The sequence below is a fragment of the Nonomuraea spiralis genome (assembly GCF_014648435.1).
Taxonomy (GTDB): Bacteria; Actinomycetota; Actinomycetes; order Streptosporangiales; family Streptosporangiaceae; genus Nonomuraea; species Nonomuraea spiralis.
In genome coordinates this window covers 60,782-85,766 of the sequence record NZ_BMRC01000020.1, presented here as the reverse complement: position 1 = coordinate 85,766, position 24,985 = coordinate 60,782, and the positions used below count along the sequence as shown (strand labels likewise).

Genomic DNA, 24,985 nt, shown 5'->3' with positions numbered 1-24,985 from the left:
CCATTGACATGGAAACCCTCACCCCCGTCGTGGAGACGGACGTGCTGATCGTCGGTGCCGGCCCGGCGGGCGCGACCGCCGCGGCGCTGCTGTCGACGTACGGCATCGCCAACGTGGTGCTCAACAAGTACGCCGGGGTCTCGAACACGCCTCGCGCGCACATCACCAACCAGCGCGGCGTCGAGGTGCTGCGCGACCTCGGGCTGGAAGGCGAGGTGACCAGGAACGCGACCCCGCAACACCTGATGGGCGAGCACGTGTACGCCACCAGCCTCGCCGGGCAGGAGCTCGGCCGCCTGCGCACCTGGTACACCCATCCGCACTTCAAGGCCGAGCACGACCTCGCCAGCCCGACCTCCGTGTGCGACCTGCCGCAGCACGTGCTGGAGCCCATCCTGGTCAACGCCGCCGCCTCGCGCGGGTCGTCCGTCCGCTTCAACACCGAGCTGCTGACGTTCACGCAGGACGACGACGGCGTGACCGCCCTGGTCAAGGACAGGCTGACCGGCCAGGAGTACGGCATCCGCAGCAAGTACCTGATCGGCGCGGACGGCGGCAACTCGACCGTCGCCGCGCAGGCGGGCCTGCCGCTGGTCGGCAAGATGGGCCTGGGCGGCTCGATCAACGTGGTGTTCGAGGCGGACCTCACCCGCTTCGTCGAACACCGTCCGGGCGACATGTACTGGTTCGTTCAGCCGGGCGTCGGTCACGACGGCAACGGCATCGGCGTGCTGCGCATGGTGCGCCCGTGGACCAAATGGGTCGGTGTGTGGGGGTACGACGTCAACGCCGGGCGTCCCTCACTCACCGAGGAGGACGGCGTGCGCATCGCGCACCAGCTGATCGGGGACGACCAGGTGCCGGTGAAGGTCGAGTCGATCTCCACCTGGGCGGTCAACGACGTCTACGCCACCGACAACATGGCCGGCCGGGTCATCTGCGTCGGCGACGCCGTGCACCGGCACTCGCCCATGAACGGCCTCGGGTCGAACACCTCCATCCAGGACAGCTACAACCTGTGCTGGAAGCTCGCGATGGTGTTGCGCGGCGAAGCCGCGCCGGCGCTGCTCGACAGTTACCGGGACGAGCGGCTGCCGGTCGCCAAGCAGATCGTCCAGCGTGCCAAGCGCAGCGACGGGCTGATGCCGCCGATCTTCATGGCATTGCGCCTGCCGCCCGCCTCGGGCGCGCCGGAACTGCGGGACGCCCTCGACGCCCTGCTGCGGCCGACGGCCGAGGGCGCCGAGCGGCGGCAGGATTTCGACGCCGCGCTGCGGGCCACGATCATGTGCTTCAACACGCACGGCGTCGAGACCAACCAGCACTACACCTCCGGCGCGATCGTCCCCGACGGCACACCCGAGCAGCCCGCGCCGCGTGACGAGGAGATCTACCACTTCGCCTCCACCCGTCCGGGACGCCACCTGCCGCACGTGTGGCTGACCAAGGACCAGCAACGCGTCTCCACCTTCGACCTGTGCGGCCGGGGCCGGTTCACCCTGCTCACCGGCGTCGACGGCGCGGCCTGGCGGGAGGCGGCCGAACGTGTCGCCGAGCGCCTCGGTGTGCCCGTCCGCGTCCGTTCGATCGGCCGTGGTTGCGAATTCGAGGACAGCTACGGCGACTACCGCGCCCTTTCCGAGGTCGCGGAGGACGGGGCTCTCCTGGTCCGTCCCGACCACATGGTCGCCTGGCGGTCCGCCACCGCGGCGGACGATCCGGAGGCGGCGCTGAGCGCCGCGCTCGGCCAGATCCTCGGCCTGACGACCAAGGAGTAGGTGGCCATGCGCATCGCGGTGGTCGGCGGCGGGCCCGGCGGGTTGTTCTTCGCCGCGCTGATCCGGCAGGCGGACCCGTCGTCCGCGGTAACCGTCTTCGAGCGCAACCGCGCCGACGACACCTTCGGCTTCGGGGTCGTCTTCTCCGACCGGACCCTGGAGGCGATCCACGAGGCGGACCCCGTGCTGCGCGCCGCCCTGACCGAGCACGGCAGGCACTGGGACGACATCGAAGTGCGGCTGAAGGGCGAGCGGATCAGGTGCGGCGGCAACGGCATGGCCGCGGTCGTCCGGCGCACGCTGCTCCTGCTGCTGCAGGAACGGGCCCGCTCGGTCGGGGCGGACCTGCGGTTCTCCACCGAGGTGACGCTCGACGACCTGGCGGGCTACGACCTCGTGGTGGCCGCCGACGGGTCCTCCTCGCGGATCCGCGAGGCGCTCGGCCCCGGCCTCGGCTCGCAGGTGGAGACCGCCACGGCCAAGTTCATCTGGTTCGGCACCGACCACCTCTTCGACGGGCTCACCTTCGTCCACGAACGCGGCCCCGACGGCGTCTTCGCGGTGCACGGATATCCGATCTCCGACACCATGTCGACGTTCATCGTGGAGACCGACGAGGCGTCCTGGCGGCGTGCCGGTCTCGACGCGTTCGACGAGAGCCTGCCGCCCGGGGCGAGCGACCTGCGCTCCAAGGCGTACCTGGAGAGGTTGTTCGCCGAGCAGATCGAGGGCGGACGGCTGCTCACCAACAACTCCCGCTGGGCCGGCTTCCGCACGCGCCGCACCCGCCACTGGCACACCCTGACCCCGCGGCCCGTCGTGCTGCTCGGCGACGCCGCGCACACCGCGCACTTCTCCGTGGGCTCGGGCACCAAGATGGCCATGGAGGACGCCGTCGCGCTCTCGCGGGCGCTGGCCGGGCACCCCGGCGACCTCGGGACGGCCCTCGCGAGCTACGAGCGGGCGGCCCAGCCGCCGGTCCGGCACATCCAGGACTCGGCGCGACCCAGCCTCGCCTGGTGGGAGAGCTTCGGCAGCTACTACGACGCCCTCGAACCGTGGCAGTTCGCCTACCACTTCATGTCCCGCAGCATCTCCGACGCGCGGCTGGCCAGACGCGCGCCGCGGTTCACCGACTGGGCCCACCGCCGGTGGCGGGACCTGCACGGCGCCGCCCCCCTGGAGACGCGCTTCGAATCCGCGGGCTGGTCGGCGCCCGGCCGCCTGCTCGATGTCGTGGCCGCCGCGGACGGCGCCCCGGCCGCCGTCCGGGGGACGACCGATCTGCCGCTTTCCGCGACTCCGCTGCCCGGCGTGTGGGGCGCTCTGCTGAAGGCGCCGGACACCGAGGCCGGCCTGCCCGGTCTGTGCGATTCCGTCGCCACCGGCCCGGCGCTGGTCGCCGTGCACGGCGGCACGGCCCTGACCCGTACCCGGTTGTGCGAGGAGGCACGGATGCGCGCGGGACTTCCCGTACTGCTGATCGAAGGCGAACCTGACCGGGACCGGGCGCTGACCACGGTGCTGTCCGGCCGCGCGGACCTGGTCGGAGTACTCGCGTGACCGGCCTCGGCCCGCTGTTCGCCCCGCGCGGCGTCGCGGTCGTCGGCGCCTCCCGCGACCCGGGCAAACTCGGCGCCGCCATGGCCCGTTCGCTGTCCGGCTTCGGCGGGTTCCTGGCATTGGTGAACACCCGCGACACCACCATGTACCCGTCCGTCGGCGCCGCGGCCGACGCGGGTCCCGTCGACCTCGCGCTGCTCTGCGTCCCGGCCGCGGCCTGCGCCGACGTGCTCACCGAGGCGGCCGCCGCGGGCGTACGGGCCGCCGTCGTGTGCGGCGGCGGGTTCGCCGAGGCGGGCGGCGCCGGGATCGAGCACCAGCGGCGGCTCGGCGCCGCCGCCCGGGACTCGGGCCTTCGGCTGCTCGGTCCGAACACCAGCGGCTTCCTCGCCCCCCACGCGCGGCTGACCGCCAGCTTCGTCCCCGGCGCCCACCTGGTGGCGCCCGGCGCCGTCGCCGTCGTGGCCGCCAGCGGCGGCGTCAACCACGCCCTGGCGTTCGCGCTGACCGAGGCGGGGCACGGCGTCAGCCTCGCCGTCGGCCTCGGGAACGCGGCCGACGTCACGGCCCCCGACGTCCTCGACCACCTCGCCGATGATCCCCGTACCACCGCCGTCGCCCTGCACGTGGAGTCGGTGGCGGACGGGCCCCGGCTGGTCGCGAGCGTTCGCCGCCTCACCGCGACCCGGCCGGTCGTCGCCCTGGTCGTCGGCCGCCACGATGTCGGAGCCTTCGCCGCGTCGCACACGGGGGCGCTCGCGACCTCCTGGCGCACCACGCGCGCCGCACTGGCCCAGGCGGGGGCGGTCCTCGTCGATGACGAACGCGAACTCGTCGACGCCGTCGGCGCGCTCGCGGTGACGCGGGCCCGTCCCTGCGCCGACCCGGGGGTCGGTGTCGTCACCGCCCAGGCGGGTCCGGGGCTGCTGCTCCTCGACGACCTGCGAGGACGCGGGATCCGGGTGCCCGAGCTCACTCCCGGCACCCGCCGGAGCCTGGCCGGGCTGCTGCCGCCGCTGACCTTCCAGCGCAACCCGGTCGACACCGGCCGCCCCGGGCCCGAGCTGGGAGCGGTGCTCGCCGCCACCGGCGCCGACCCCGGCGTCGACGTCATCGCCGGGTACGTCCTGCACGAACCGGACGCGGTCGACGTCGTCGCCGCCGTCACAGAAGGCGGGACCGCAGGCGTCCCCGTCGTCCTCGGGCTGGCGGGAACGGGCGACGACGTCACCCGCGACCGCAGGGCCCTGCGCGAGTCGGGCGTGCCCGTGGCCCACGACGCCCGCGGCGTCGCCGCCGCCACCGCCGCGCTGCTGGCCGACGCCCGCGCGCGTACGCCCCGCCCGGCCGTCCCGGCCCCGTGGAACGCGCCGACCGTCCTGGCCACCCGGTACGACGAACACGAGGGCAAGGAGCTGCTCGAACGGCTGGGCGTGGCGACCATGCCACGCCACGCCTGCGCGGACCGGGCGGCGGCCCACGCCGCGTTCGACTCCGTCGGGGCGCCGGTGGCCGTGAAGCTGCTGGACGCCGAGGTCCTGCACAAGACGGAGATCGGCGGCGTGCACCTGGGCGTGTCCACCCACACCGACCTGGACGCCGCACTCGACGCGCTGGACGCGGCCGGCGCGCGCCGCTACCTGGTCGAGGCCATGGCGCCAGCCGGGATCGACCTGGTGGTCGGCGCGCGGCGCGACGTCGTCTTCGGACCCCTGGTGCTCGTGGGGCTGGGCGGCACGGTGGCCGAAGCCCTGGCCGACGTCGCCGTCAGGCTCGCCCCGCTGTCCCCCGGCGAGGCGGCCGGAATGCCGTCCGAGCTGGCCGGGCGGGCCCTGCTCGCCGGATGGCGCGGCGGCCCCGTCCTCGACCCCGACGACCTCGGCACGATCGTCTCCAGGCTCGGCGACCTGCTCGCCGCCAATCCGCTCCTGGACGAGATCGAGGTCAATCCGCTACGGCTCACGCCACAAGGTCTGATCGCGCTTGACGCCGTCATCCTCATCAGGAAGGCCGACGATGCCCACACCGATCACTGAGCACACCGTGCCCTGGCCGGACGCCGACGTCGCCCGTTTCACCGAGCAGGGCTACTGGGCCGGGGCCGCGCTCGGCACCCTGTTGCGAGAGGTCGCCGACCGCGATCCGGGCGCCACGGCGCTGGCCGACTGGACAGGGCTCCGCCTCACGTACGGCGAGCTGGCCGACCGCGCCGACGCCGCCGCCGGACGCCTGCGTGACCTCGGCATCGCCCCGGGCGAGCGCATCATCATGCAGCTGGGCAACTCGTGGGAGTTCGTCGTCCTCCTCCTGGCGTGCCTGCGCGCGGGCATCGTGCCCGTGATGGCGCTGCCCGCCCATCGCCGGGCCGAGCTCACCTATCTGGCCGTGCACGCCGAGGCGGTGGCGATCGCCGTCCCCGACCGGAGCAGGGACTTCGACCACCAACGACTGGCCTGCGACCTGGCGGCCGACGTACGCGCCGCCACCGGGGCCGGATGGCGGGTGCTGGTCGCCGGGGACGACGTCGAACCCGGAAGCGTCGACCTGCGCGCCCTGTGCGGGCCGCCCGCCGGCCGAGCCGGGTTCGACGCGCCCCCTCCCTCCTCCCGGGACGTGGCCGTCTTCCTGCTGTCCGGGGGTACGACGGGCATGCCCAAGCTCATCGCCCGCACCCACGACGACTACGCCTACAACGCCCGCGCCAGCGCCGAGGTCGCCGGGATCACGTCGGAGTCGGTCTACCTGGTCAGCCTGCCCGCCGGGCACAACTTCCCGCTCGCCTGCCCGGGGATCCTGGGCGTGCTGCTCGCCGGTGGGCGGGTGGTCATGCTGCCCTCACCCGAGCCGGTACGGGCCTTCGCCACGATCGCGGCGGAAGGCGTCACGCACACCGCGGTGGTGCCCGCGGTCGCCGGTCGCTGGCTGGAGCGGGCCGCCGAGCACGGCGCCGGGCAACTCGCCAGCCTTCAGGTCGTCCAGGTGGGCGGCGCCCGCCTCGCGGACGAGCTGGCGTACAAGGTGAAGCCGGTGCTCGGGGCGAGGCTGCAGCAGGTGTTCGGCATGGCGGAGGGCCTGCTGAACTTCACCCGCCTGGACGACCCCTCGGAGACGGTGTGCACCACGCAGGGCCGTCCCCTGTGCCCGGCCGACGAGATCAGGATCGTGGACGAGCAGGACCGGGACGTACCGGACGGCCAGGCCGGACTCCTGCTCACGCGGGGGCCGTACACCCCTCGCGGGTACTACCGGGCGGCGGAGCACAACGCCCGCTCCTTCACGGGCGACGGCTGGTTCCGTACGGGCGACATCTGCCTGCGTACCCCCGAGGGCAACCTCGTGGTGGCCGGCCGCGACAAGGACATGATCAACCGGGGCGGAGAGAAGATCTCCGCCGAGGAGATCGAGAACCTCGTGTACCAGCTTCCCTCCGTCAGCCAGGTAGCCGCCGTGGCCATGCCGGACGCCCTGCTCGGGGAACGTGTGTGCGTGTACGTCGTGCCCCGGGACGGAGCGACGGTCACGCTGGAGGAGATCCGCGCGCAGATGGAGAGCGCGGAGGTCGCCCGCTTCAAGTTTCCCGAACGGCTCGTCGTCGTCGGGGAACTCGCCTGGACCAAGGTCGGCAAGATCGACAAGAAGGCCCTCCGGACCGACATCGCCGGCCGCCTCGAGGCGGAGCTTGCCGGTGACGCCGCTGAGCGGAACTGAAGCCGGAGCGGCGCGGCACGGGCCCTCGCGAAGCGGCACAGGGCGAGGACGGTGGTCGTCGCCCTGCCGGTTCACCTCCGAGGCGGGGAGGCGGTGGATGATCACCATGCCGGCGGCCAGGAGCACGATCGCGGCGACGAAGCCGCTTGCCGCGTTCCCGGTCAGGTCCTTCATCCAGGCGAGCGCGTAGGTTGCGCCCGGTCCGAACGGCACCACGAGCCCGGTGGCGGCTGTTCGAGCTGGGGTCTTCCCCGCGCCCGACTCGGCTGGCGCAACCCCCGATCAACCCTCCTACGCGGGGTTTTGACGCCCTACAGGTTCCGGCGATGCGCGAGCCATGCCGTAGATACGCGTCAGCGCGGTGAGCGTCTGGGTGAGGCGGTCGCGCAGGCTTGCGGGCGCGAGCACCTCCACGTCGGCGCCGAGCCGGAGAAATTCGGAAACGGCCTGATCGATGGATTCGATCGGAACGGTCACCTGGGTCCAGCCATCGGAGTCGGCAGCCGTCACGGTGTCGTGCACGGCCTGGACCACGGCCCGGTCCATGAGGGTGGGCAGGTTCTTCAGAGCGTCCGGGGAGAGCCGGACGGTCGCCGTGTCCTGGTGGCGGCGCGAGTCGAAGGACTCCAGGTAGGTCTGCCAGTAATCGGCCAGGGCGAATCGATGGGGCCGTTCGAACCGTTCCTCCAGGACGTGCAGGTCGAGGATGCGCGAGATGCGGTAGGTGCGGATCCGTTCATCCGACCGGGCCACCAGGTACCAGTGGCCCGCCTTGAGAACCAGTCCCAACGGCTCCACGACCCGAGTGACCTCATGCGGCTCGGCCCAGCGGAAGTACCGCATCCGCACGACGCGCCCGACCCACACGGCGTCCGCGACCGCCGTCAGGTGAGGCGTCCGGTCCACCTCGCCGTACCAGGACGGGGTGTCCAGATGGAAGCGTTCCGCGATCCGTCCCGCACGCTCGCGAAGTTCGGCAGGCAGGGCGGACATCAACTTGAGCTGCGTGGCGGTCACGATGGCACCCAGTCCCAGGTCGGCGGCGGCGCCGGGCAGCCCGGTCAGGAACAGCGACTCGGCCTCTCCCTCGGTCAGCCCGTTCAACCGGGTGCGGAACCCGCCGAGCAGCCGATACCCGCCGTCGTGACCCGGCTCGCCGTAGAGCGGCACGCCTGCCGCGCTGAGCGCGTCCATGTCCCGATAGACGGTACGGATCGACACCTCGAAGACGTCCGCGAGCTCCTGCGCCGTCACCCGTCCCCGGGTCTGCAGCATCAACAGGATCGACACCAGCCGGCTCGCTCGCATGTCGTGAAGTCTGCCAAAGTCTGCTGTCATCGGATGTCAGGGAACCCGTCTTAGCGTCCGCGGCATGGATTTCGACATCGAAGATCTCGTCGGCCGTTACGTGGCCGTATGGAACGAGGCCGACCCCGTACTGCGCCGCAACGCCATCGCCGACCTCTGGGCGCAGGACGGCATGGAGCTCGTGGAGTCCACCCGGTTCCGGGGACATGCGGAGCTCGAGACCAGGGTCACCCATGCGTACAAGGAGTTCGTCGAGGATCGGAAGTTCGCCGTCACGTCCGCGAACGACGTGTTCGGCCACCACGACGGCATCACGTTCACCCTTCAGCTGACCACCGCGGACGGCGAGGTCGTCTGGGCCGCCCGGGTCGTCCTCATCGTCGGCGAGGACGAACTGATCCGGTACGACTACCACTTCACCGTGCAGCCCCTCGCCGCCTGACCTCGATCGCACGAGGCCGGTCGGGTCGCACGGTGATCCGACCGGCCTCTGATCTTTGAGAAGACCGGCGTGGCGGCGGCGCTGATCGGACCGGACGCGCCGCCATGTTGAGAATCGTGCACGCCATCACCCTCACCAGAGTTGGAGGGCAGGCCCGTGATGAGCGTCACGATCAGGGTCCGCCCTTCGTCAGGCCGTCACGGAGGGTGACGGATAGGTTGTTCAGATGATGCAGGTGGTTGAAGCGGTCCAGCGGCGTCTGCTCGCCTTGATGATCGTCTGTTACGTGCTGGCCGCCGTCGTACCGCGACCTGGCCAGTTCCTGCGCACGGTCGCCCTCGGACCGGGCAGTCCCATCACGCTGCCCATGGTCCTGCTGGCCGTGATGGTGGCGACCGCGGGTCTCGGGGTGCGGCTGCGGGACCTGCGTGCCGTGGCGGGCAAGCCCTTGCGGCTGGTCTCGGGTGTGGCGGCGAACGCGCTCCTGCCGGTGGCGTTCCTGCCCGTCGCCGCGCTGCTCCTGCGGGCCTGGCCGGACGCCGGCGAGGTGGAGTGCCTCGCCGTCGGACTGCTGCTGGTCCTCGCGATGCCGATCGCCGGAGGAGCCGCGTCGTGGGGGCAGCACGCCGGCGGCAACGTGTCCCTGGTCGTCGCCATGGTCGTGGGCTCGACGCTGCTCAGTCCCGTCACGGTTCCGTGGGGGCTGACCGTGTCCGCCGCCCTGGTCGGCCCCGCGGGCGCGGGCAGCCTCGACGACACGGCGCGGCTCGACGGCCTGGCCGGGTCGGCGGGCGCGGGCGTCTTCGCGATGGCGTTGATCATGACGCCGTGCCTGGCCGGGATCATCGCGCGGGCCGTGCTCGGCGAACGGCGCGTGGCGCGCGCCGCGCCGGTCGTCAAGCTGGTCAACCTCGTGAACATCCTGCTGCTGTGCTACCTCAACGCCGCCGGCGCGCTCGGGCAGGCGCTGTCCCGGCCCGACCCGGACTTCCTGGTCCTGGCCGTCGGTGCCGCCGGGGCCCTCTGCTGCGTGTCCTTCCTCGCCGGCCGGTGGATCTCTCGCTGGACCCGATGCGACACGCGCGACGGCATCTCGCTCACCTTCGCCACCGGCATGAACAACACCAGCGCGGCCGCGGTCCTGGCGGCGAGCTGGTTCGCCCACCGCCCGCAGGTCCTCCTGCCGATCCTGGCCTACAGCCTGCTGCAGAAGCTCGCCGCCGGCCTCTTCGGTCGTCCCGCCACGCCCTCGGCCAAGGGGTTCACGTAAGCGGCCGCGGTCGGCACCGCCGCCCACCACGCCTTCCGGCCGCCGGCGATACGCCGCCCCGCGGTAGCGAACTTCTTCCGCACTCAGCCGGCAGCCTGCCGGTTCATTGCTGGGGGGTCTGGCTGCGGTCGATGATGTCCAGGACGGCGTTCCTGGTCTCGCGGAAGGCGGCTGCGGTGTCGTCGGCGGCGGCGGTGACGGCTCGGTCGGCGGGCGCGATCTCGGGTTCCAGGAGCAGGGCGACGGTGTCGGCGAGGACGTCGGCGGGGTCGCCGGCGCTGGGCGGGGCGGAGTCCGGGATGGACATGGAGGTGCCGAAGCCGGTGAGCAGGGCGTGCATGGCATAGGACTGGTCGGCCAGCGGGCGGTCCTGGCGGAGCAGCCCGTGGCGGCGCAGGACCGGCATGACCGCCTGGCACATCGCGCTGGGCCGGGTGCGGTCGAACAGGTCGCGGTCACCGGCCTGCTCGGTGAGCAGCCGCATCAGGTCGGCGTCCTTGGTGGCGAGGCGGCGGGCGAGCGGGGAGCTCAGCCCGGTGCGGATCAGCAGCGGAGCCAGGTGGCGCGGCAGTACGGCGGCGGGGTCGGCGGTGACACGGGCGATGACCGTCTCCAGGAAGGCCAGCAGTTCGCGGGCGAACATGCCGAGGATGAGGTCCTCCTTGGTGGGCCAGTAGAGGTAGACGGTGCCCTTTCCGACCCCGGCCGCCGCGGCGATCTCGCTGACGGTGACCTTGCGTACGCCGTGATCGGTCACCAGTTCGCGCGCGCTGTCCAGAATGCGGGCGGCTTTGTGCGAGTGGTGTTCGATCAGCCGGCTCACTGCGCTGTCCTCCGTTGTCGTGCTGTCGAGATGTTCTGTCCGGGATCAGGGGGCTGCGACGTCGAGGTTCTTGGCCCGCATGTCCTTGTTGTTGAACATTCTCCTGCCCATGACCCTGCCGACGCCCGGCATCCGCATCAGCCGCATCATCCCAGCTCTCAGGAGCTGCTCCTTACGATCATGCGGGGTGAAGATGCGCCGTCCGGGCAGGGCGCTCTCCTGCTGCAGGTGGATGAACGGCCTCATCCGCGCCTCCCAGGCCCGCAGCGCCCCGGGGAGGTCACCGGGATGGCGTTGCACCATGGTGCCCAGCAGCTCGCCGCCGGCCATGCCGCTGGAGGCGCCCATGCCCGCGTACAGGGTGACGCACCAGGCGGAGTCGCCGATCAGGACTACCCGGCCGCGGTGCCAGCGCGGCATCCTGACCTGCTGCACCGAGTCGAACAGCGCGTCGGGTGCCTGCTCGTAGCGCTTCAGCAGCCCCTCCAGCAGGGGGCCGGTGGGTTCGGGGCCGAAGGCGGCGCGGACGGACTCGATCGGCGGGCGGCGGAACTCGGCGTCGATGTCGCCGGTGCGGTAGGAGAACAGCAGGCTCGGGGCATGGTCGGCGAACGGGAAGGCCCACACCGAGCGGCCCGGCTCGGCCAGGACCAGCCCCTCGTGCAGGCCGAAGCCGTCGACCGGGCCGTCCAGCACGGTGGCGCCGACCATGTAGTTCAGCGGGTGCAGGTACTCCTCGTCCGGGCCGAAGACGAGCCTGCGGACCGTCGAGCGCATGCCGTCCGTGCCGACCACCAGGTCGAACCGCTCGGTCACGGTCGTGTCGGAGGCGGTGTCGTGCAATGTCACCTCCGCCGCGGCGTCGTCCTGGGTGATGCGGGTCGGGACGGTGGAGTAGCGGATCTCCACGTCGTCCGGCAGCGCCGTGAACAGGCCACGCTCCACGTCACCGCGCAGCAGCGGGCGGGGGCCTCCGGGGATGAGGGAGGGGTTCATGCCGGGACGTCGATGCCCCGCGCGGTCCACCTCGTAGCTGGTGACTTGCGGGCCGCTGCGGTCGCCGATGGCCTCCAGCACGCCCAGCCGCCGGGCCGAGGCGATGCCGGCGCCGAACAGCATGATGAAGTACCCGCCGGAGCGGCGGGCGGGCGCCCGTTCCACCACCACCGGCTCCCAGCCGATCTGACGCAACCGCAACGCGGTGGCGATGCCGGCGATCCCCAGCCCGGCCACCAGCGCGCGGCCGGCCGTCCTGCCGACGTCGGTCATGGCGAACTCCTTTCATCGGCTTCCGGGGACATGCTAGCGAACGAACTGACCAAAATGGTCTCGGCGGTCAGTTCGGCCCGCGCCGACGCCGCACCGGCGGCTGATCGGCCGGCCAGTCGCAGGAGGAGTGGCGGCCGGTTGGCGGAGAAGCGGGCTCCCTCCTCAGCAGGAGGCAGGCCATGTGAGCGTTGTTCATAGTTGACGGCATGACGCGAAGATCTTCACCTCGCTCCCTGCCCCGCGTGCTCACCGGAGCGGCCCTCACCATGGCCCTGGTCACGAGCTCCGGCTTCACCCCCGCCAACGCCATCGCTGTCGCCGGGGCCCCGCCGCTCGACGAATCGCGCGCGATCTCCTGGGGGCCGTGCACCGGACTGCCGGTGCCCACCGCGGGCCTGGACTGCGGCAGGTTGACCGTGCCGCTCGACTACGGCAACCCGGGAGCCGGGAGCATCGACGTCGCGGTGATCAGGGCGAAGGCCACCGGCACCCGGATCGGCTCGCTGGTGATGAACTTCGGCGGCGGCGGCAACGGCGTCATCAACCTGGCGGCGAGCCACCAGAAGTACGCGGCCCTGCGCGAACGCTACGACCTGGTGAGCTTCGACCCGCGCGGCTCGGGCGGCACTTCCCCGCCGGCCTGCGGCTCGGGCGCCGTGGCCGACCGGCTGTTCGCCGTCAACCCGGGCGTCGGGAACCCGGCCGACCGCAAGGCGTTCCTGCAAGCGACGGTCGACTTCGTCCGTGCCTGCGAGAAGGGGAGCGGCGGGATGTTGCCGCACGCGGGCATGGGCGACACGGCCAGGGACATGGACCGGTTGCGCGCGGCGCTGGGCGAGAACAAGCTCAACTACTACGGCATGTCCCTCGGCAGCGTCCTCGGCGGCGTCTACGCCACGTTGCATCCCCAGCGGGTCGGCCGGATGGTTCTGGACGCCGGGCTGAACCCCCGGCAGTCGGTGGTCGAGGTGGCGCGGCAGCTCACCCGCGCTTCCCAGCTGTTCTACGAGAGGTTCCTGTCCTGGTGCGTCGAGAAGGGCTGTGACCTCGGCAAGGACACCAAGGCGGTCAACGGCGCCATAGAGGGACTGGTCGAGCGGCTCAAGAGCCGGCCGCTCAAGGGTGGCGACCGTCCTCTCGGCGCCAGCCTGGCGATCACCGCGCTGCTGGCCGTGAGCGGCGGAGAGCCGTACTGGCAGGAGCTGGAGGCCAGGCTCGCCCAGGCGATCAAGGGTGATGGCGACCCCCTGCTGAAGCTGGCCGACGCGATCGCCGGACGCCAGAACGGCACCTACCCGTCCCTCGGGGTCTTCGGCTCGGCCCCGTACAACAGCGCGGTCTACTGCCGTGACCGCGAACGGCCCGCCGTACGGGACCTGCCCCGGATCGAGGCCGAGCTGACCCGCATCTCCCCGATCTTCGGTCAGCTCAGCCCGACGACCGGCTTCCTGATCCCCACCTGCGCGCAGTGGCCGGTGCCCGTCGACCCCGAAGGCCGCACGGTCAGGCACACCGGCCCGGCCCCGATCGTGGTGATCAGCTCGGAGCAGGACACGGCCGCGCCGACCAAAGAGGCGGCGAGCCTGACCAGGCAGCTCACCAACGGCGTGCTGGTCACCTACGGAGGCGATCTGCACGCCGCCTACCCGGCCGGCGGCCCCTGCATCGCCGCCGTCGTCGAGGACTACGTGGTGACCGGCAAGGTCCCCGCCAAGGGAACCTCCTGCCCCGCCGCCTGACCTCCGGGCGGATCTCGGCGCCGTCCTCCTCCGGGGCGGGACGGGTCCTCCGTCAGGCCGCAGGATCGCCCTTCGGGAGAAGTCCGGATCGTTGTCACCGACGATCGGCAGTGCGGCCTCGGAGATCATCGGGGCATCTGGTGGCCGTCACGGACGCATCCCCGGCGAACCGCCCTGCGGCCGCTTCCCGGGCACAGAAGGGCGCCGCCTTCTGGGGCCAGGATGAACGGCCTCCCCCGCTGCGTCGATGACGCTCTGCCCGCCCCCTCCCTTTTCCTCCAGGAAATAGACGAGGTGTGCTTCCCCACCGTACGACGCGGTAGCGGCGGGCGCCGGCACGACGTCGATGTCAGCGGGGTGCTGTGGCCGACCAGGCGGGCGAGATCCTCCGGCGGAACCCCGGAAGCGCCGACGACCGGCGTCTGACCGCGGCCCGCCCTTGCCGCCCGCGCACTCGCCCCCGCCCCCGGCCGCCGGCCGCCGCCGGTCGCCTTGTCGGCACCGCCACGACCAGTTCGACGTCGAGCCGGGCTGCCGAGCATCCAGCCGGAGACGAGTGACTGAATTTTTAGTCAGAATGCCATTGATATGGACTGAATTTTCAGTCAGGATTCGTGCGTGGTCGGGAAGACTCCCGCTACGTGCGGGCTCGTCGCAGGAAGGCCGTGTCATGACCGAGGCGGAGCAGGACACGCAGACATCGTCACCGACCGGCGAGAGGAGCCTGGGCGTCGAACGACACTCCATTGACTGGGTTCCGCTGGCGGAGCGGCACGGCAAGGTCTCCAGCCTGGGCGCCATCTGGTTCGTCGGCAGCCTCAACCTCACCGGGTTCGCGACGGGCGTGGTCACGCTGTCCATGGGCGCGACGCTGCTGTGGACGGTGGTGGCGACCGTGCTCGGCTCCCTGTTCGGCACGTTCTTCATGGCGTTCCACTCGGCGCAGGGCCCGCAGCTGGGGCTGCCGCAGCTGGTCCAGTCCCGTCCGCAGTTCGGATATGTCGGGGCGGCGGTGACGGTGTGGGTGTTCGCGCTGGTGAACTACGTCGGCTACAACACCTCCGACGCGTTGCTGTCGGGGGATGCGATGAACACCCTGTTCTCGGTTCCGAACGGCCTGGGATACGGACTGTCGGCCGCGATCGCCACCGTGCTCGCGCTGTACGGCTACCGCTGGATCCACGCCGTCAACCGGTGGCTGACATGGCCCTTCGTCGTCATCATGGCGCTCGTCAGCGGAGCGGCGCTGTTCGGTGGGGGGCTTCCCGCCGGAGTCTGGACGCCAGGGCCGTTCGACCTGACCACCTTCATGCTCGTGTTCGTCTTCGTCGCCGGCTTCCAGTTGGGCTGGGCGCCCTACGTGTCGGACTACTCGCGCTATCTGCGCCCCGACATCCCGGTCCGCAGCACGTTCTGGTGGACCTATCTGCCCAGCGCGTTCTCCGGGATCTGGGTCTTCGTCCTGGGCGCGGTGGTGTCGGCGGCGGCGCCGGCCGGTGCCACGCCGGTGGCCGCACTGAAGATCGCGGCCGACCGCCTGGTTCCGGGACTCGGGGCCGTCGCCATCGCCGCCCTGCTGGTCGGACTGCTGTCGATCATGGCGATCAACCAGTACGGCGGGAGCCTCACGATGATCTCCATCGTCGACTCCTTCCATCCGGTGCGGCCCACCCGGGCGATCCGGGCCGTGACCATCGCCGTCATGCTGGTCGCGGTGGGTTCGATCGCCAACGTCGTGGGCGTGGAGCAGTTCAACTGGTTCTACGCCAACGTCGTGGTCATCCTGACGTACCTGTTCATCCCGTGGACCGCGATCAACCTCGTGGACTACTTCTTCGTCCGCCGCGGCCAGTACGTCGTCAGGGAGATCTTCAACGCCCGCGGCATCTACGGCCGATGGGGGTGGCGCGGGAACCTGGCGTACCTGATCGGGCTGGCGGCGATGACGCCCTTCATGGTGATCACCGGCCTGTACGTCGGCCCGGTCGCCGCGGCCCTTGGCGGCGTCGACTGCTCGCTGCTGGTCGGACTGCCCGTGGCCGGCGGCCTCTATCTGATCTTCGCCCGAGGCCTGGACCTGGCGGCCGAGCGCCGCATGGCGCAGGAGGAGGGCCTTCTCACCCCCCACAGGAAGGAAGTACGACCATGAACCAGCAAGCCGACGGCCTGAGTCGCAGAGCGATGCTGGCCCGGACCGGGCTGGCGGCCGCCGCTCTGACCGCGGCGCGCGTGCTCGGGGACGCGGCGCCGGCCCAGGCGGCCGCCCAGGCCGCGTGGCGCGTGCCCGGCGAGGAGGCGGCGCACAAGCGGACCTGGATGTCCTGGCCGCACAGCAGCACGATCTGGGGCAACCTGCTCTCGAAGATCCAGGCCGACATCGCCAAGCTGGCCAAGGAGGTCGCCAGGTACGAGCCGGTGACCATGTGCGCCAACGGCTCCGCCAACGCCGCCAAGGCGCGCACGATGTGCGGATCCACCGTCACCGTCATCAGCTCGGTCCCGGTCTCCGACTGCTGGATACGCGACGCCGGTCCGCTGTTCCGGGTTGACGGCGCCGGCAACCGTGACGCGTTCGGGCTGAACTTCAACGCCTGGGGCGAGAACGCCACCAGGTTCTACGGCATCCCCGCCTCCGCCTACGACAACGACCGCACGCTCGCCAGGAATCTGGCCGCCTCCCTCGGCCTGCCGTTCGCCAGGGCGGCCGTGGTCGGCGAGGGCGGCGGCATCGAATACGACGGCGACGGCACGCTGATCGCCACCGAGAGCTGCTGGATCAACTCCAACCGCAACCCAGGCAAGACGCGCGCCCAGATCGAGGCCGAGCTGCTGTCCAGGTTCGGCGCGAGCAAACTGATCTGGGTGCCGGGCGTCACCGGACAGGACGTCACCGATGGCCACATCGACGGCACCGCCCGCTACATCGGGCCCGGGGTGGTGATGGTGCAGCTGGCCGGAGCCGTACGCCCGGACGTCTGGACCCGTAACGCACAGGCCATCCGCGACACCCTCGCCAACGCGACGGACGCGCGCGGGCGCCGGCTCCAGGTGCTGACCATCGAGGGCCCCGACACGCTGCCGCGCATCCCCTCCGGGCAGCGCGGGGACTTCCTCAGCTCCTACATGAACTGGACCGTGACCAACCAGGCCGTCATCACGGTGCAGTTCGGCGACACCGCCAAGGACGCGGCGGCCAAGACCGCGATCGCGAACGCCTTCGGCCGGCCGGTGGTGCAACTCAACCTCGACAACCTGTACGGCAACGGCGGCGGCGGCGCGCACTGCGTCACCATGCAGGAGCCGCAACCCTGACGACCGGGCCTCAAGGGCGGTCGAACTCGACCTCGATCGCCCCTGAGAGCAGCCGCTGCGCCCGCTCCAGCGTCATGGTGCCACTCAGCCACCGCTCGCTCAGCCCCTCGACCAGCGCGGTGAGCCGTTCGGCGGAATCCGTAGGCTCCACCTCGGCCGACACCAGACCGGCGGCGCGCGCTTCGGAGATCAGCGCGACCAGGTCGGCGACCCATTCACGGGTCGCCGCCTGCAGCGGCTCGCGCAGGTCGGGGTCGAAGGTGGCGCTGGCCCGCAGCTCGCCCCAGGCGGCGCTGTTCTGCCGCACCGCCGGAGTGTCCTGCAACTCCAGTGACAGCAGCAACTCGATCTGTTTGCGCGCGTCCTCGCCCTGCTCCAGCGCCTGGCTGGTGTAGCGGCCGGCGTGCTCGCTGACGAACTCCAGGGTGCGCCGCATCAGGCCGGCCCGGTTCTCGAAGTGGTAGTAGATCAGCGAGGTCGACACCTTGGCCTCGGCGGCGAGCTTCTCGACTCGTAGGCCGCGCACGCCGTCGCGGGCGATGACCCGCAGGGCCGCTTCGAGGATCAGTTGCTGACGATCCGACATGGCACTCCACGTTACCTTGATCACGACAACAGGTCTTGACTGAAATTTCAGTCAAGAGCACTATAGCGGGACCGTCGACAGGAGGATTTCGTGTCAATGCGTATGCCGGCCGAGTGGGCCGAGCACGACGGCTGCCTGATGGCCTGGCCGACCCGGGAGGAGCTGTGGCGCGGCGGGCTGGAGGCGGCGCGGGCCGAGTACGCGGCGGTGGCCCGCGCGATCGCGGAGTTCGAGCCGGTGACGATGGTCGCCGCACCCGGCCAGGGCGGCACCGCGGAGCGGTGCTGCGGCCTCGGGGTCACGGTCGTGGAGGCGCCGATCGACGACTCCTGGCTGCGCGACTCCGGCCCGATCTTCGTGCTGGGACCGGACGGTTCGCGGGCCGGAGTGGATTTCCGCTTCAACGCCTGGGGCGGCAAGCACACCCCGTGGGACAGCGACAGCGCGATCAGCGCGGTGCTGCTGGAACGCCTCGGCGTCCAGCGGATCGGGTCGCCGATGATTCTCGAGGGCGGCGCGGTGACGGTGGACGGCGAGGGCACCCTCATCACCACCGAGCAGTGCCTGCTCAACCCCAACCGCAACCCCGGCCTGTCCCGTGAGGAGATCGAACGGGAACTGATGGACCGGCTGGGCGTCACCAAGGTCATCTGGCTGCCCTGGGGCGGGGCCGAGGACCTGGAGACGGACGGCCACGTCGACGGTGTGGCCGTCTTCACCGCTCCGGGCACGGTGCTGCTGAGCCTGCCCGCCGATCCCGCCCACCCCGACCACGCCCGGATGCGGGAGAACAGGGCCGTGCTGGAGCGCTCAAGAGACGCGCGCGGCCGGACCCTGCGCGTGATCGAGCTGCCGCAGACAGCCTTCACCGAGGTCGCGGGAGAGCTGGTCGAGGTCTGCTACCTCAACTTCTACCTGGCCAATGGCGGCGTGGTCGTCCCGGTCGCCGGTCTTCCCGGCGACGAGGAGGCGCTGGCCGTCATCGCCGGCGCCTTCCCCGACCGCAAGGTCGTCGGCGTGCCCGCGGCGACGATCGCCGCCGGTGGCGGCGGCGTCCACTGCATCACCCAGCAGATCCCCGCCGTGGCGAACGGCGGTGCCGCATGAACCGGCACGGGTACGACCTGCTCACCAGCTTCGGCTCCCCCCTCGGCTCGCCGGCCAGGCCCGTGCCCGGACCGGGCCGGCTGCTGAGGGTGGGCCTGGTCCAGATGCGCTGGCTGGCCGACGCGCGCGCCCACGACGCCGCGCTGCGCTCGGGGGTACGGCTCGCCGCCGAGCAGGGCGCCGAGGTGGTGTGCCTGCCGGAGCTGACCCGCAGCCCCTACTTCGCGGCCGACAAGGACCTGGCCCGCGACTCCGAGCGCTTCATGGAGGACCTGCCGGGCGGCCCGACGACGGAGCTGGCCACGGAGCTGGCCGCCGAGCTGGGCATCGCCGTGCACGCCTCGCTGTACGAACGGCCGGCCGACGCCGGACTCGGCTACAACACGGCCATCTGCGTCAGCCCGGAGGGCGTCCTGCTGGCGCGCACACGCAAGCTGCACATCCCGCGCTTCCCCGGCTACCACGAGGACCTGTGCTTCCGGCCGGGCGACACCGGCTTTCCGGTGGTCGAGGTGGGCGGCGCCGGGTTCGGCTTCCCCACCTGCTGGGACGAGTGGTTTCCCGAGCTGGCCAGACTCTACGCGCTGGAGGGCGCGCAGGTGCTGGTCCACCCGACCGCGATCGGTTCGGAACCCGAGTTGCCCGCCTTCGACACCCGGCCGATGTGGGAGCACGCCATCTCCGCCAACGGCCTGGCCAACGCCCTGTTCATGGTGGTGCCCAACCGGGTCGGCGACGAGGGGCTCATCACCTTCTACGGCTCGTCGTTCATCTCCGACCCCTACGGGCGCGTGATGCTGCGCGCCCCCCGTGACCGGCCGGCCGTGCTCGTCGCCGATCTCGACCTGGACCAGCGGCGCGACTGGCTGGAATTCGGCCTGGTCCACACCCGGCGGCCAGAGCTGTACGGCGCGCTGACCCGCCCGGCCTGACAAGGAGCACACCCATGCGGATCGCAGCGCTCACGGCCGTCGTCTTCCTGACGGCGGCCTGCGGCGGGGCCGCCACCCCCCGCTCCACGGGCGAGGCCGGTTTCACGCTGTCGGCCTCGACACCGCCCGCCAAGGGCGACATCGACTCCTTCACCTGGTCCATCTACGCCGAGCCGCCGACGCTGGACTACATCTACGCCTTCGACTATCCGCAGAACATGATCCTGTCCAATGTCTGCGAGAGCCTGATGCGCTGGACCCCGCAGCTCGGTCTGGAGCCCGGGCTGGCTTCCCAGGTGAAGCAGCCGGATTCCAGGACGTTCGTCTACCGCATCCGGGCCGGTGTGAAGTACCACGGCGGCGGCGAGGTGACAGCCGACGACGTCGTCTACAGCCTGCGCCGCCACCTGGACCCGGCGCTGGGCTCGTACTGGGCCAAGTCCTTCGACCGCGTCGCCTCGATCACCGCGAGCGGGCCGATGGAGGTGACCGTCCGGCTGAGACGGCCCGACTCGCAGTTCAACCAGTGGATGGCCACGTCCGCGGGCACGGTCGTCAACCCTCGGGCGGTCAAGGCCGAAGGCCGTGACTACGGCAGCCCGGACGCCGGCGTGGACTGTACCGGCCCCTTCCGGCTGGGCACGTGGCGCAAGGGCGAGTCGATCGAACTCGACCGCTTCCCCGGCTACTGGAACAGGAGAGCCAAGGCCGGGAAGGTCACCTTCCGGTTCATCACCGACCCGGCGGCCCGGACCAACGCCATGCTCACCGGCGAGGTCGACGGCGGCTACCTCATCGCCCCCGAGAGCTACGCCCGTCTGAGGCAGGGCCTCTACTTCGGCAAGAGCCTGACCACCGTCAACCTCGCCTTCACCCACCTCACGGGCACACTGGCCGATGTCCGCGTACGGCGGGCGCTCTCGCTGGCCCTGGATCGCGACGGCTTCATCAAGACCGGACTCCAGGGCGTCGGCTCGATCGCCACGGACCCGGCGCCCCGCGACGCCTGGCCTCCGCGGTCGGCCGTGCCGCCGGCCGTCGGACGCGACGTCGCCGCGGCCAGGGAACTCATCAAGCAGGCGGGCGCCACCGGCAAGAAGATCACCGTCGCCACCAGCCCCATCGGCACCGACGTGTCCCTGCTGGCCACCGCCGTACAGGCCGCGGGCACCGAGATCGGGCTCCAGGTCGAGCTCAAGACCATCGCGCCCGACGCCTACACCGCCCTGTTCTCCGACCCGAAGGCGCGCGCCGAGGTCGACCTGTTCCCCTGCACCTACTACCTGTCGATCACCGACCCGCTGGCCGGCTACTCGATCTTCCGCAGCGGCGCCTTCGAGAACTACATGGCCTACTCCGACCCCGGCTACGACGCGCTCGCCGACCAGGCCGTCGCCGAGTACGACCCCGTCGAACGGGCGGCACTGACCACCCGGCTGCGCGACATCGAGGTCGGCCAGATGTTGTGGATCCCCGTCGCCGAATGGCCGACGTCCCTGTACCTCGGTGACCGCATCACCGGCGCGCCGACCTCGATCGCCTACATGTACTACCCCTGGGCGGCGGACGTGGGGGCGCGATGATGGCCCGCTTCCTCGTGCGCCGCCTGCTGGAGGCGGCGGCGACCCTGACGGCCGCCTCGTTCCTGGTGTTCGGCGCGATCTACCTCGCCCCCGGGAGACCGGAGACGTTCCTGCTCGGCGGCCGGGCGGCCAGCCCCCAAGCCCTGGCCGTCATCAGAGCCCAGTATCACCTGGACGACCCGTTCCTCCTGCGATACCTCAAGTGGGCCGGGCGCGTGCTCACCGGCGATCTGGGCCGGTCGATGCAGTACCGCAGCCCGGTGCTCGGCCTGATCGAGGCCCGGCTGCCCAGCACGCTGCTGCTGATCACGATGGCCGCCGTGCTCGTGACGATCCTCGGCGTCGGCCTGGGGCGGCTGGCGGCGGTGCGTGGCGGAGCCGCCGACTCGGCGGTGCTGGTCGGGACGTCGGTCGCACTCGGCACGCCCTCGTTCGTCGCCGCCATCGGCCTGCTGTGGGTCTTCTCCGTCCAGCTCGGCTGGTTCCCGACCATCGGCAGCGGCGACGGCCTGCCCGACATGATCTATCATCTGACGCTCCCGGCGCTGGCGCTGGCCCTGTACTGGACCGGCTGGCTCGCCCGGGTCACCCGTAGCGCCATGCGCGACCAACTCGTCCTCGACCATGTCACCGTCGCGCGCAGCCGCGGCCTGCCGGAACCCCTGGTGATCCGGCGCCACGTTCTGCGCAACGCCCTGGGCCCCGTGGTCACCGTCGGCGGCCTGACCATCTCCGGGCTGGTCATCAGCACCGTCCTGGTCGAGGCCGCCTTCGGCATCGGCGGGCTCGGCGCGCTGCTGGAGAGCTCGGTACAGGTCAGGGACTTTCCCGTCGTCCAGGCCATCACCATGCTGATGGTCGCGCTGTTCACACTGACCAACCTGATCGTGGACCTGTGCCACCCCTTGGTCGACCCCCGGGTCCGCCTGGGTGCCAGGAACGATGCCGGATGACCGGCGCCGACCCGATCCTCCACCGTCAGGTCATGCGCGTCCTGCGCACCCGCCGTGACTGGCTCTACCTGATCTGCCGCACCTTCGCCGCGCTGATGGCCCTGCTCGCGATCGCCGCGCCCGTGCTCACCCTCCACGATCCCAACGCCACCGACCTCGGCGCCGCACTCACCGGCCCGTCACCCGCTCATCTGCTCGGCGCCGACGCGGCCGGCCGCGACACCCTGTCCAGGCTCGTCGCGAGCGCCGGCACCTCACTCCTAGGCCCCATCGCCGTCGTGGTCTTCTCCACCGTCGCGGGCGTTCTGGTCGGCGTCACCGCCGGTTGGCTCGGCGGCTGGCCCGACACGCTGCTGTCCCGCGCCGCCGAGCTGCTGCTCGCGTTCCCGGCCCTGCTCGTGGCGATCATCTTCGTGGCTCTGTACGGCACGGGCGTGACCGCACCGGTCATCGCTCTCTCCCTGGCCTACCTGCCCTACGTCAGCCGCCTGGCCCGCAACCTCACCCTCTCCGAACGCCGGCGGCCCTACCTGGCCGCCTACCGGGTCCAGGGCTTCTCCGGCCTGACCATCTGCCTGCGCCATCTGATCCCCAACATCGCACCCGTGGTGCTCGCCCAGTCGTCGGTCAACTTCGGCTACGCCCTGCTCGACCTCTCCGCCCTGGCCTACCTGGGGCTGGGAGTGCCGCCCTTGACACCCACCTGGGGATCGATGATCAACGACGGCCAGTCCGCCCTGCTGCAGGGCCACCCGCTCTCGGCGCTGCTGCCCTGCGCGGCGATCGTGCTCACCGTGGTGGCCTTCAACGTCGTCGCCGAGCACTGGGCCGACCAGGTGTCGCGGAGGCCCGCATGAGCGTGCTGCGGATCACGGACCTGCGCATGTGGCTGCCCGGCGCGCCGCGCCCGGTCCTGGACGGCATCGATCTGAGCGTGGCCCCGGGCGAGACCGTGGCGCTGGTCGGCGAGTCCGGATCCGGCAAGAGCCTCACTTCACGGACCGTTCTCGGGCTGCTGCCACCCGGCGCGTCCGCCGCGGGAACCGTCGCCGTGCAGGGCGAGGACGTGCTCACCATGACCCCGGATCGGCTGCGCGCGTTGCGCAGCCGCACGGCCGCCATGATCTTCCAGGACCCGCACGCGGCCGTCAACCCGCTGCGCAGGCTCGGCGACTTCCTCCTCGAAGGGCGGCCCGGCGCCGGCGACCAGGCCCGCGAGCTCATCGAGGCGGTCGGCCTGGATCCGCGGGTCCTGCGGCAGTACCCGCACCAGCTGTCCGGCGGGATGCTGCAACGGGTCACGATCGCCGCGGCACTCATGGGCGGCCCGAAGCTGCTGCTGTGCGACGAGCCGACGACCGCCCTGGACGTCACCACCCAGGCCGAGGTCGTGACCCTGCTGGACTCCCTGCGGCGCAGATACGGCACCGGCCTGCTGTTCGTCACCCACGACCTGGATCTGGCCGCGGCCATCGCCGATCGTGTCTACGTCATGTACGCGGGGCGGATCGCCGAGAGCGGGCCCGCGTCCACCCTGTTCGCCCGCCCGCGCCACCCCTACACCGCGGCCCTGCTCGCGGCGACCCCCAGGGTGCTGAAGGACACGCGAACGCCCGGACGGAGGCTGGCCACCATACCCGGGCAGCCACCCGACCTGCGGGCCGAGCTGACCGGGTGCGCCTTCGCCGCCCGCTGCCCGCGGGCGACCCCACAGTGCCACGACGCCCCTCCCCCGGCGCTCGCCCTGGCCGACGGCATCGTCGCCTGCCACCACAGTCTCACCGGAGCCGAGCATGCTTGAAGTCGAGGGGCTGTCGAAGTCCTACGGCGACGTCCAGGCGGTCCGCGGGGTGTCCTTCACCCTGGCCGAAGGCGGCTCGCTCGGCATCGTCGGCGGATCGGGGTCGGGCAAGACCACCGCCGCCCGCATCATCGTGGGCCTGGAGCGCCCCGACGCCGGACACGTCACCGTACGCGGTCACGACCGCTCCAGCCGGCGACGGGGCCGGGCCGAGCGGCTACGGCGGGCGCGCGAGATACAGATCGTCTTCCAGGACCCGTTCCTGTCGCTGGATCCGCGGCTCAGCGCCACCGCGGTGCTGAGCGAGACCTTGAAGCTGCACTTCCCGGACATCGACCACACCCGGCGGACCACCCAGCTCCTCGATCAGGTCGGCCTCGGCGAACGCGAGGCCACCGCGCTGCCTCGCCAATTGTCGGGCGGCCAGCGCCAGCGCGTCGCCCTCGCCCGCGCGCTCGCGGTCGAGCCGTCCGTCCTGGTGCTGGACGAGGCCGTGGCCGCACTCGATGTCTGCGTGCAGGCTCAGATCCTCAACCTCCTGGCCGATCTGCGCGAGCAGACCGGCACCGCGTTCCTGTTCATCACCCACGACCTCGGCGTCGTGAGTCAGATCACCGACGACCTGGTCGTCATGCGGCACGGGGAGATCGTCGAGCGTGGCCCGACCAGGCACGTCCTGGGGCAGCCGCAACACGCCTGGACCAGGCTCCTGCTGTCCTCGGTTCCGAAACCGGCACGGTAAGCTCCTGGCTGACGAAAATTTCAGTCAGGGGGCTGTTGTGCGAATATCGCGACGTCAGACGCTGCAAGC

20 protein-coding genes are annotated in these 24,985 nt (G+C 71.5%); 16 read left to right on the top strand and 4 right to left on the bottom strand.

From position 1 onward, the window contains the following. The first annotated feature begins 8 nt into the window (after positions 1-8). From IEZ27_RS37115 to IEZ27_RS37100, 4 genes are read left to right on the top strand one after another with little or no spacing between them, the layout of a single operon-like run. Positions 9-1,778 carry an FAD-dependent oxidoreductase gene (locus IEZ27_RS37115; protein WP_189651538.1) on the top strand — a complete coding sequence of 590 codons (1,770 nt, stop codon included), beginning with the start codon at positions 9-11 and terminating at the stop codon, positions 1,776-1,778. Positions 1,779-1,784: 6 nt separating this feature from the next. Continuing rightward, entirely contained in the window at positions 1,785-3,341 is a 1,557-nt protein-coding gene (locus IEZ27_RS37110; RefSeq protein WP_189651537.1) for an FAD-dependent monooxygenase, read from the top strand. Then, positions 3,338-5,377 (top strand): acetate--CoA ligase family protein, encoded by a 2,040-nt coding sequence (locus IEZ27_RS37105; RefSeq protein ID WP_189651536.1) that lies wholly within the window; start codon positions 3,338-3,340, stop codon positions 5,375-5,377. Before IEZ27_RS37110 ends, IEZ27_RS37105 begins: the two co-directional genes overlap by 4 nt. Beyond that, positions 5,358-7,049: a (2,3-dihydroxybenzoyl)adenylate synthase gene (locus IEZ27_RS37100; RefSeq protein ID WP_189651535.1), complete on the top strand. Its 1,692-nt coding sequence runs from the start codon at positions 5,358-5,360 to the stop codon at positions 7,047-7,049. The genes IEZ27_RS37105 and IEZ27_RS37100 overlap by 20 nt, the downstream gene beginning before the upstream one ends. Positions 7,050-7,340: 291 nt before the next feature. Here IEZ27_RS37100 and IEZ27_RS37095 read toward each other — a convergent pair whose 3' ends face one another. Then, positions 7,341-8,357, bottom strand: coding sequence for a helix-turn-helix transcriptional regulator (locus tag IEZ27_RS37095; RefSeq protein WP_189651534.1), 1,017 nt, complete (start codon positions 8,355-8,357; stop codon positions 7,341-7,343). Positions 8,358-8,421: 64 nt separating this feature from the next. Here IEZ27_RS37095 and IEZ27_RS37090 point away from each other — a divergent pair, with 64 nt between their 5' ends. Then, positions 8,422-8,799, top strand: coding sequence for a hypothetical protein (locus IEZ27_RS37090; RefSeq protein ID WP_189651533.1), 378 nt, complete (start codon positions 8,422-8,424; stop codon positions 8,797-8,799). Positions 8,800-9,025: 226 nt separating this feature from the next. Further along, positions 9,026-10,069, top strand: coding sequence for a bile acid:sodium symporter family protein (locus IEZ27_RS37085; protein ID WP_189651532.1), 1,044 nt, complete (start codon positions 9,026-9,028; stop codon positions 10,067-10,069). Positions 10,070-10,172: 103 nt separating this feature from the next. Here IEZ27_RS37085 and IEZ27_RS37080 read toward each other — a convergent pair whose 3' ends face one another. Together IEZ27_RS37080 and IEZ27_RS37075 are read right to left on the bottom strand one after the other, a co-directional pair. Continuing rightward, entirely contained in the window at positions 10,173-10,892 is a 720-nt protein-coding gene (locus tag IEZ27_RS37080; RefSeq protein WP_189651531.1) for a TetR/AcrR family transcriptional regulator, read from the bottom strand. A 45-nt stretch (positions 10,893-10,937) separates the two neighbouring features. Then, positions 10,938-12,161: an FAD-dependent monooxygenase gene (locus IEZ27_RS37075; protein WP_189651530.1), complete on the bottom strand. Its 1,224-nt coding sequence runs from the start codon at positions 12,159-12,161 to the stop codon at positions 10,938-10,940. A gap of 206 nt (positions 12,162-12,367) precedes the next feature. Here IEZ27_RS37075 and IEZ27_RS37070 point away from each other — a divergent pair, with 206 nt between their 5' ends. The 3 genes from IEZ27_RS37070 to IEZ27_RS37060 all read left to right on the top strand — a co-directional run bounded on the left by IEZ27_RS37070 (position 12,368) and on the right by IEZ27_RS37060 (position 17,212). Next, entirely contained in the window at positions 12,368-13,900 is a 1,533-nt protein-coding gene (locus IEZ27_RS37070) for an alpha/beta hydrolase (protein ID WP_189651529.1), read from the top strand. A gap of 670 nt (positions 13,901-14,570) precedes the next feature. Then, complete coding sequence (locus IEZ27_RS37065) at positions 14,571-16,049, top strand: purine-cytosine permease family protein (RefSeq protein ID WP_189651528.1); 1,479 nt, start codon at positions 14,571-14,573, stop codon at positions 16,047-16,049. Beyond that, positions 16,046-17,212 carry an agmatine deiminase family protein gene (locus tag IEZ27_RS37060; protein ID WP_189651527.1) on the top strand — a complete coding sequence of 389 codons (1,167 nt, stop codon included), beginning with the start codon at positions 16,046-16,048 and terminating at the stop codon, positions 17,210-17,212. The genes IEZ27_RS37065 and IEZ27_RS37060 overlap by 4 nt, the downstream gene beginning before the upstream one ends. Before the next feature lie 10 nt (positions 17,213-17,222). Here the strand turns inward: IEZ27_RS37060 and IEZ27_RS37055 are convergent, their stop codons facing one another. Next, the gene (locus IEZ27_RS37055; protein WP_189651526.1) at positions 17,223-17,798 is read right to left on the bottom strand and encodes a TetR/AcrR family transcriptional regulator; all 576 of its coding nucleotides are present in this window, start codon (positions 17,796-17,798) and stop codon (positions 17,223-17,225) included. Between the two features lie 96 nt (positions 17,799-17,894). Here IEZ27_RS37055 and IEZ27_RS37050 point away from each other — a divergent pair, with 96 nt between their 5' ends. Genes IEZ27_RS37050 through IEZ27_RS37020 form a run of 7 tightly spaced genes read left to right on the top strand, consistent with a single transcriptional unit; the run spans position 17,895 to position 24,916 of the window. After that, a complete protein-coding gene (locus IEZ27_RS37050) occupies positions 17,895-18,905 on the top strand; it encodes an agmatine deiminase family protein (protein ID WP_229824707.1) in 1,011 nt (336 codons plus the stop codon). After that, a complete protein-coding gene (locus tag IEZ27_RS37045) occupies positions 18,902-19,837 on the top strand; it encodes a nitrilase-related carbon-nitrogen hydrolase (protein WP_189651525.1) in 936 nt (311 codons plus the stop codon). Before IEZ27_RS37050 ends, IEZ27_RS37045 begins: the two co-directional genes overlap by 4 nt. Positions 19,838-19,851: 14 nt before the next feature. Further along, the gene (locus IEZ27_RS37040; protein WP_189651524.1) at positions 19,852-21,420 is read left to right on the top strand and encodes an ABC transporter substrate-binding protein; all 1,569 of its coding nucleotides are present in this window, start codon (positions 19,852-19,854) and stop codon (positions 21,418-21,420) included. Beyond that, positions 21,417-22,373, top strand: a complete 957-nt coding sequence (locus tag IEZ27_RS37035; RefSeq protein ID WP_229824689.1) for an ABC transporter permease — start codon at positions 21,417-21,419, stop codon at positions 22,371-22,373. The genes IEZ27_RS37040 and IEZ27_RS37035 overlap by 4 nt, the downstream gene beginning before the upstream one ends. Further along, positions 22,370-23,230 carry an ABC transporter permease gene (locus IEZ27_RS37030; RefSeq protein ID WP_189651523.1) on the top strand — a complete coding sequence of 287 codons (861 nt, stop codon included), beginning with the start codon at positions 22,370-22,372 and terminating at the stop codon, positions 23,228-23,230. The genes IEZ27_RS37035 and IEZ27_RS37030 overlap by 4 nt, the downstream gene beginning before the upstream one ends. Beyond that, positions 23,227-24,174, top strand: a complete 948-nt coding sequence (locus IEZ27_RS37025) for an ABC transporter ATP-binding protein (RefSeq protein ID WP_189651522.1) — start codon at positions 23,227-23,229, stop codon at positions 24,172-24,174. Before IEZ27_RS37030 ends, IEZ27_RS37025 begins: the two co-directional genes overlap by 4 nt. Further along, the gene (locus IEZ27_RS37020; protein ID WP_189651521.1) at positions 24,167-24,916 is read left to right on the top strand and encodes an ABC transporter ATP-binding protein; all 750 of its coding nucleotides are present in this window, start codon (positions 24,167-24,169) and stop codon (positions 24,914-24,916) included. Before IEZ27_RS37025 ends, IEZ27_RS37020 begins: the two co-directional genes overlap by 8 nt. The last annotated feature ends 69 nt before the right edge of the window (positions 24,917-24,985 follow it).

Excerpts from the sequence above, each read along its gene's own strand:
- IEZ27_RS37020 (WP_189651521.1), top strand. The coding sequence starts at position 24,167 with ATGCTTGAAGTCGAGGGGCTGTCGAAGTCCTACGGCGACGTCCAGGCG.
- IEZ27_RS37035 (WP_229824689.1), top strand. The coding sequence starts at position 21,417 with ATGATGGCCCGCTTCCTCGTGCGCCGCCTGCTGGAGGCGGCGGCGACC.
- IEZ27_RS37115 (WP_189651538.1), top strand. The coding sequence starts at position 9 with ATGGAAACCCTCACCCCCGTCGTGGAGACGGACGTGCTGATCGTCGGT.
- IEZ27_RS37065 (WP_189651528.1), top strand. The coding sequence starts at position 14,571 with ATGACCGAGGCGGAGCAGGACACGCAGACATCGTCACCGACCGGCGAG.
- IEZ27_RS37025 (WP_189651522.1), top strand. The coding sequence starts at position 23,227 with ATGAGCGTGCTGCGGATCACGGACCTGCGCATGTGGCTGCCCGGCGCG.
- IEZ27_RS37040 (WP_189651524.1), top strand. The coding sequence starts at position 19,852 with ATGCGGATCGCAGCGCTCACGGCCGTCGTCTTCCTGACGGCGGCCTGC.
- IEZ27_RS37050 (WP_229824707.1), top strand. The coding sequence starts at position 17,895 with ATGCGTATGCCGGCCGAGTGGGCCGAGCACGACGGCTGCCTGATGGCC.
- IEZ27_RS37070 (WP_189651529.1), top strand. The coding sequence starts at position 12,368 with ATGACGCGAAGATCTTCACCTCGCTCCCTGCCCCGCGTGCTCACCGGA.
- IEZ27_RS37060 (WP_189651527.1), top strand. The coding sequence starts at position 16,046 with ATGAACCAGCAAGCCGACGGCCTGAGTCGCAGAGCGATGCTGGCCCGG.
- IEZ27_RS37090 (WP_189651533.1), top strand. The coding sequence starts at position 8,422 with ATGGATTTCGACATCGAAGATCTCGTCGGCCGTTACGTGGCCGTATGG.
- IEZ27_RS37045 (WP_189651525.1), top strand. The coding sequence starts at position 18,902 with ATGAACCGGCACGGGTACGACCTGCTCACCAGCTTCGGCTCCCCCCTC.
- IEZ27_RS37075 (WP_189651530.1), bottom strand. The coding sequence starts at position 12,161 with ATGACCGACGTCGGCAGGACGGCCGGCCGCGCGCTGGTGGCCGGGCTG.
- IEZ27_RS37030 (WP_189651523.1), top strand. The coding sequence starts at position 22,370 with ATGACCGGCGCCGACCCGATCCTCCACCGTCAGGTCATGCGCGTCCTG.
- IEZ27_RS37055 (WP_189651526.1), bottom strand. The coding sequence starts at position 17,798 with ATGTCGGATCGTCAGCAACTGATCCTCGAAGCGGCCCTGCGGGTCATC.
- IEZ27_RS37095 (WP_189651534.1), bottom strand. The coding sequence starts at position 8,357 with ATGCGAGCGAGCCGGCTGGTGTCGATCCTGTTGATGCTGCAGACCCGG.
- IEZ27_RS37100 (WP_189651535.1), top strand. The coding sequence starts at position 5,358 with ATGCCCACACCGATCACTGAGCACACCGTGCCCTGGCCGGACGCCGAC.
- IEZ27_RS37085 (WP_189651532.1), top strand. The coding sequence starts at position 9,026 with ATGATGCAGGTGGTTGAAGCGGTCCAGCGGCGTCTGCTCGCCTTGATG.
- IEZ27_RS37110 (WP_189651537.1), top strand. The coding sequence starts at position 1,785 with ATGCGCATCGCGGTGGTCGGCGGCGGGCCCGGCGGGTTGTTCTTCGCC.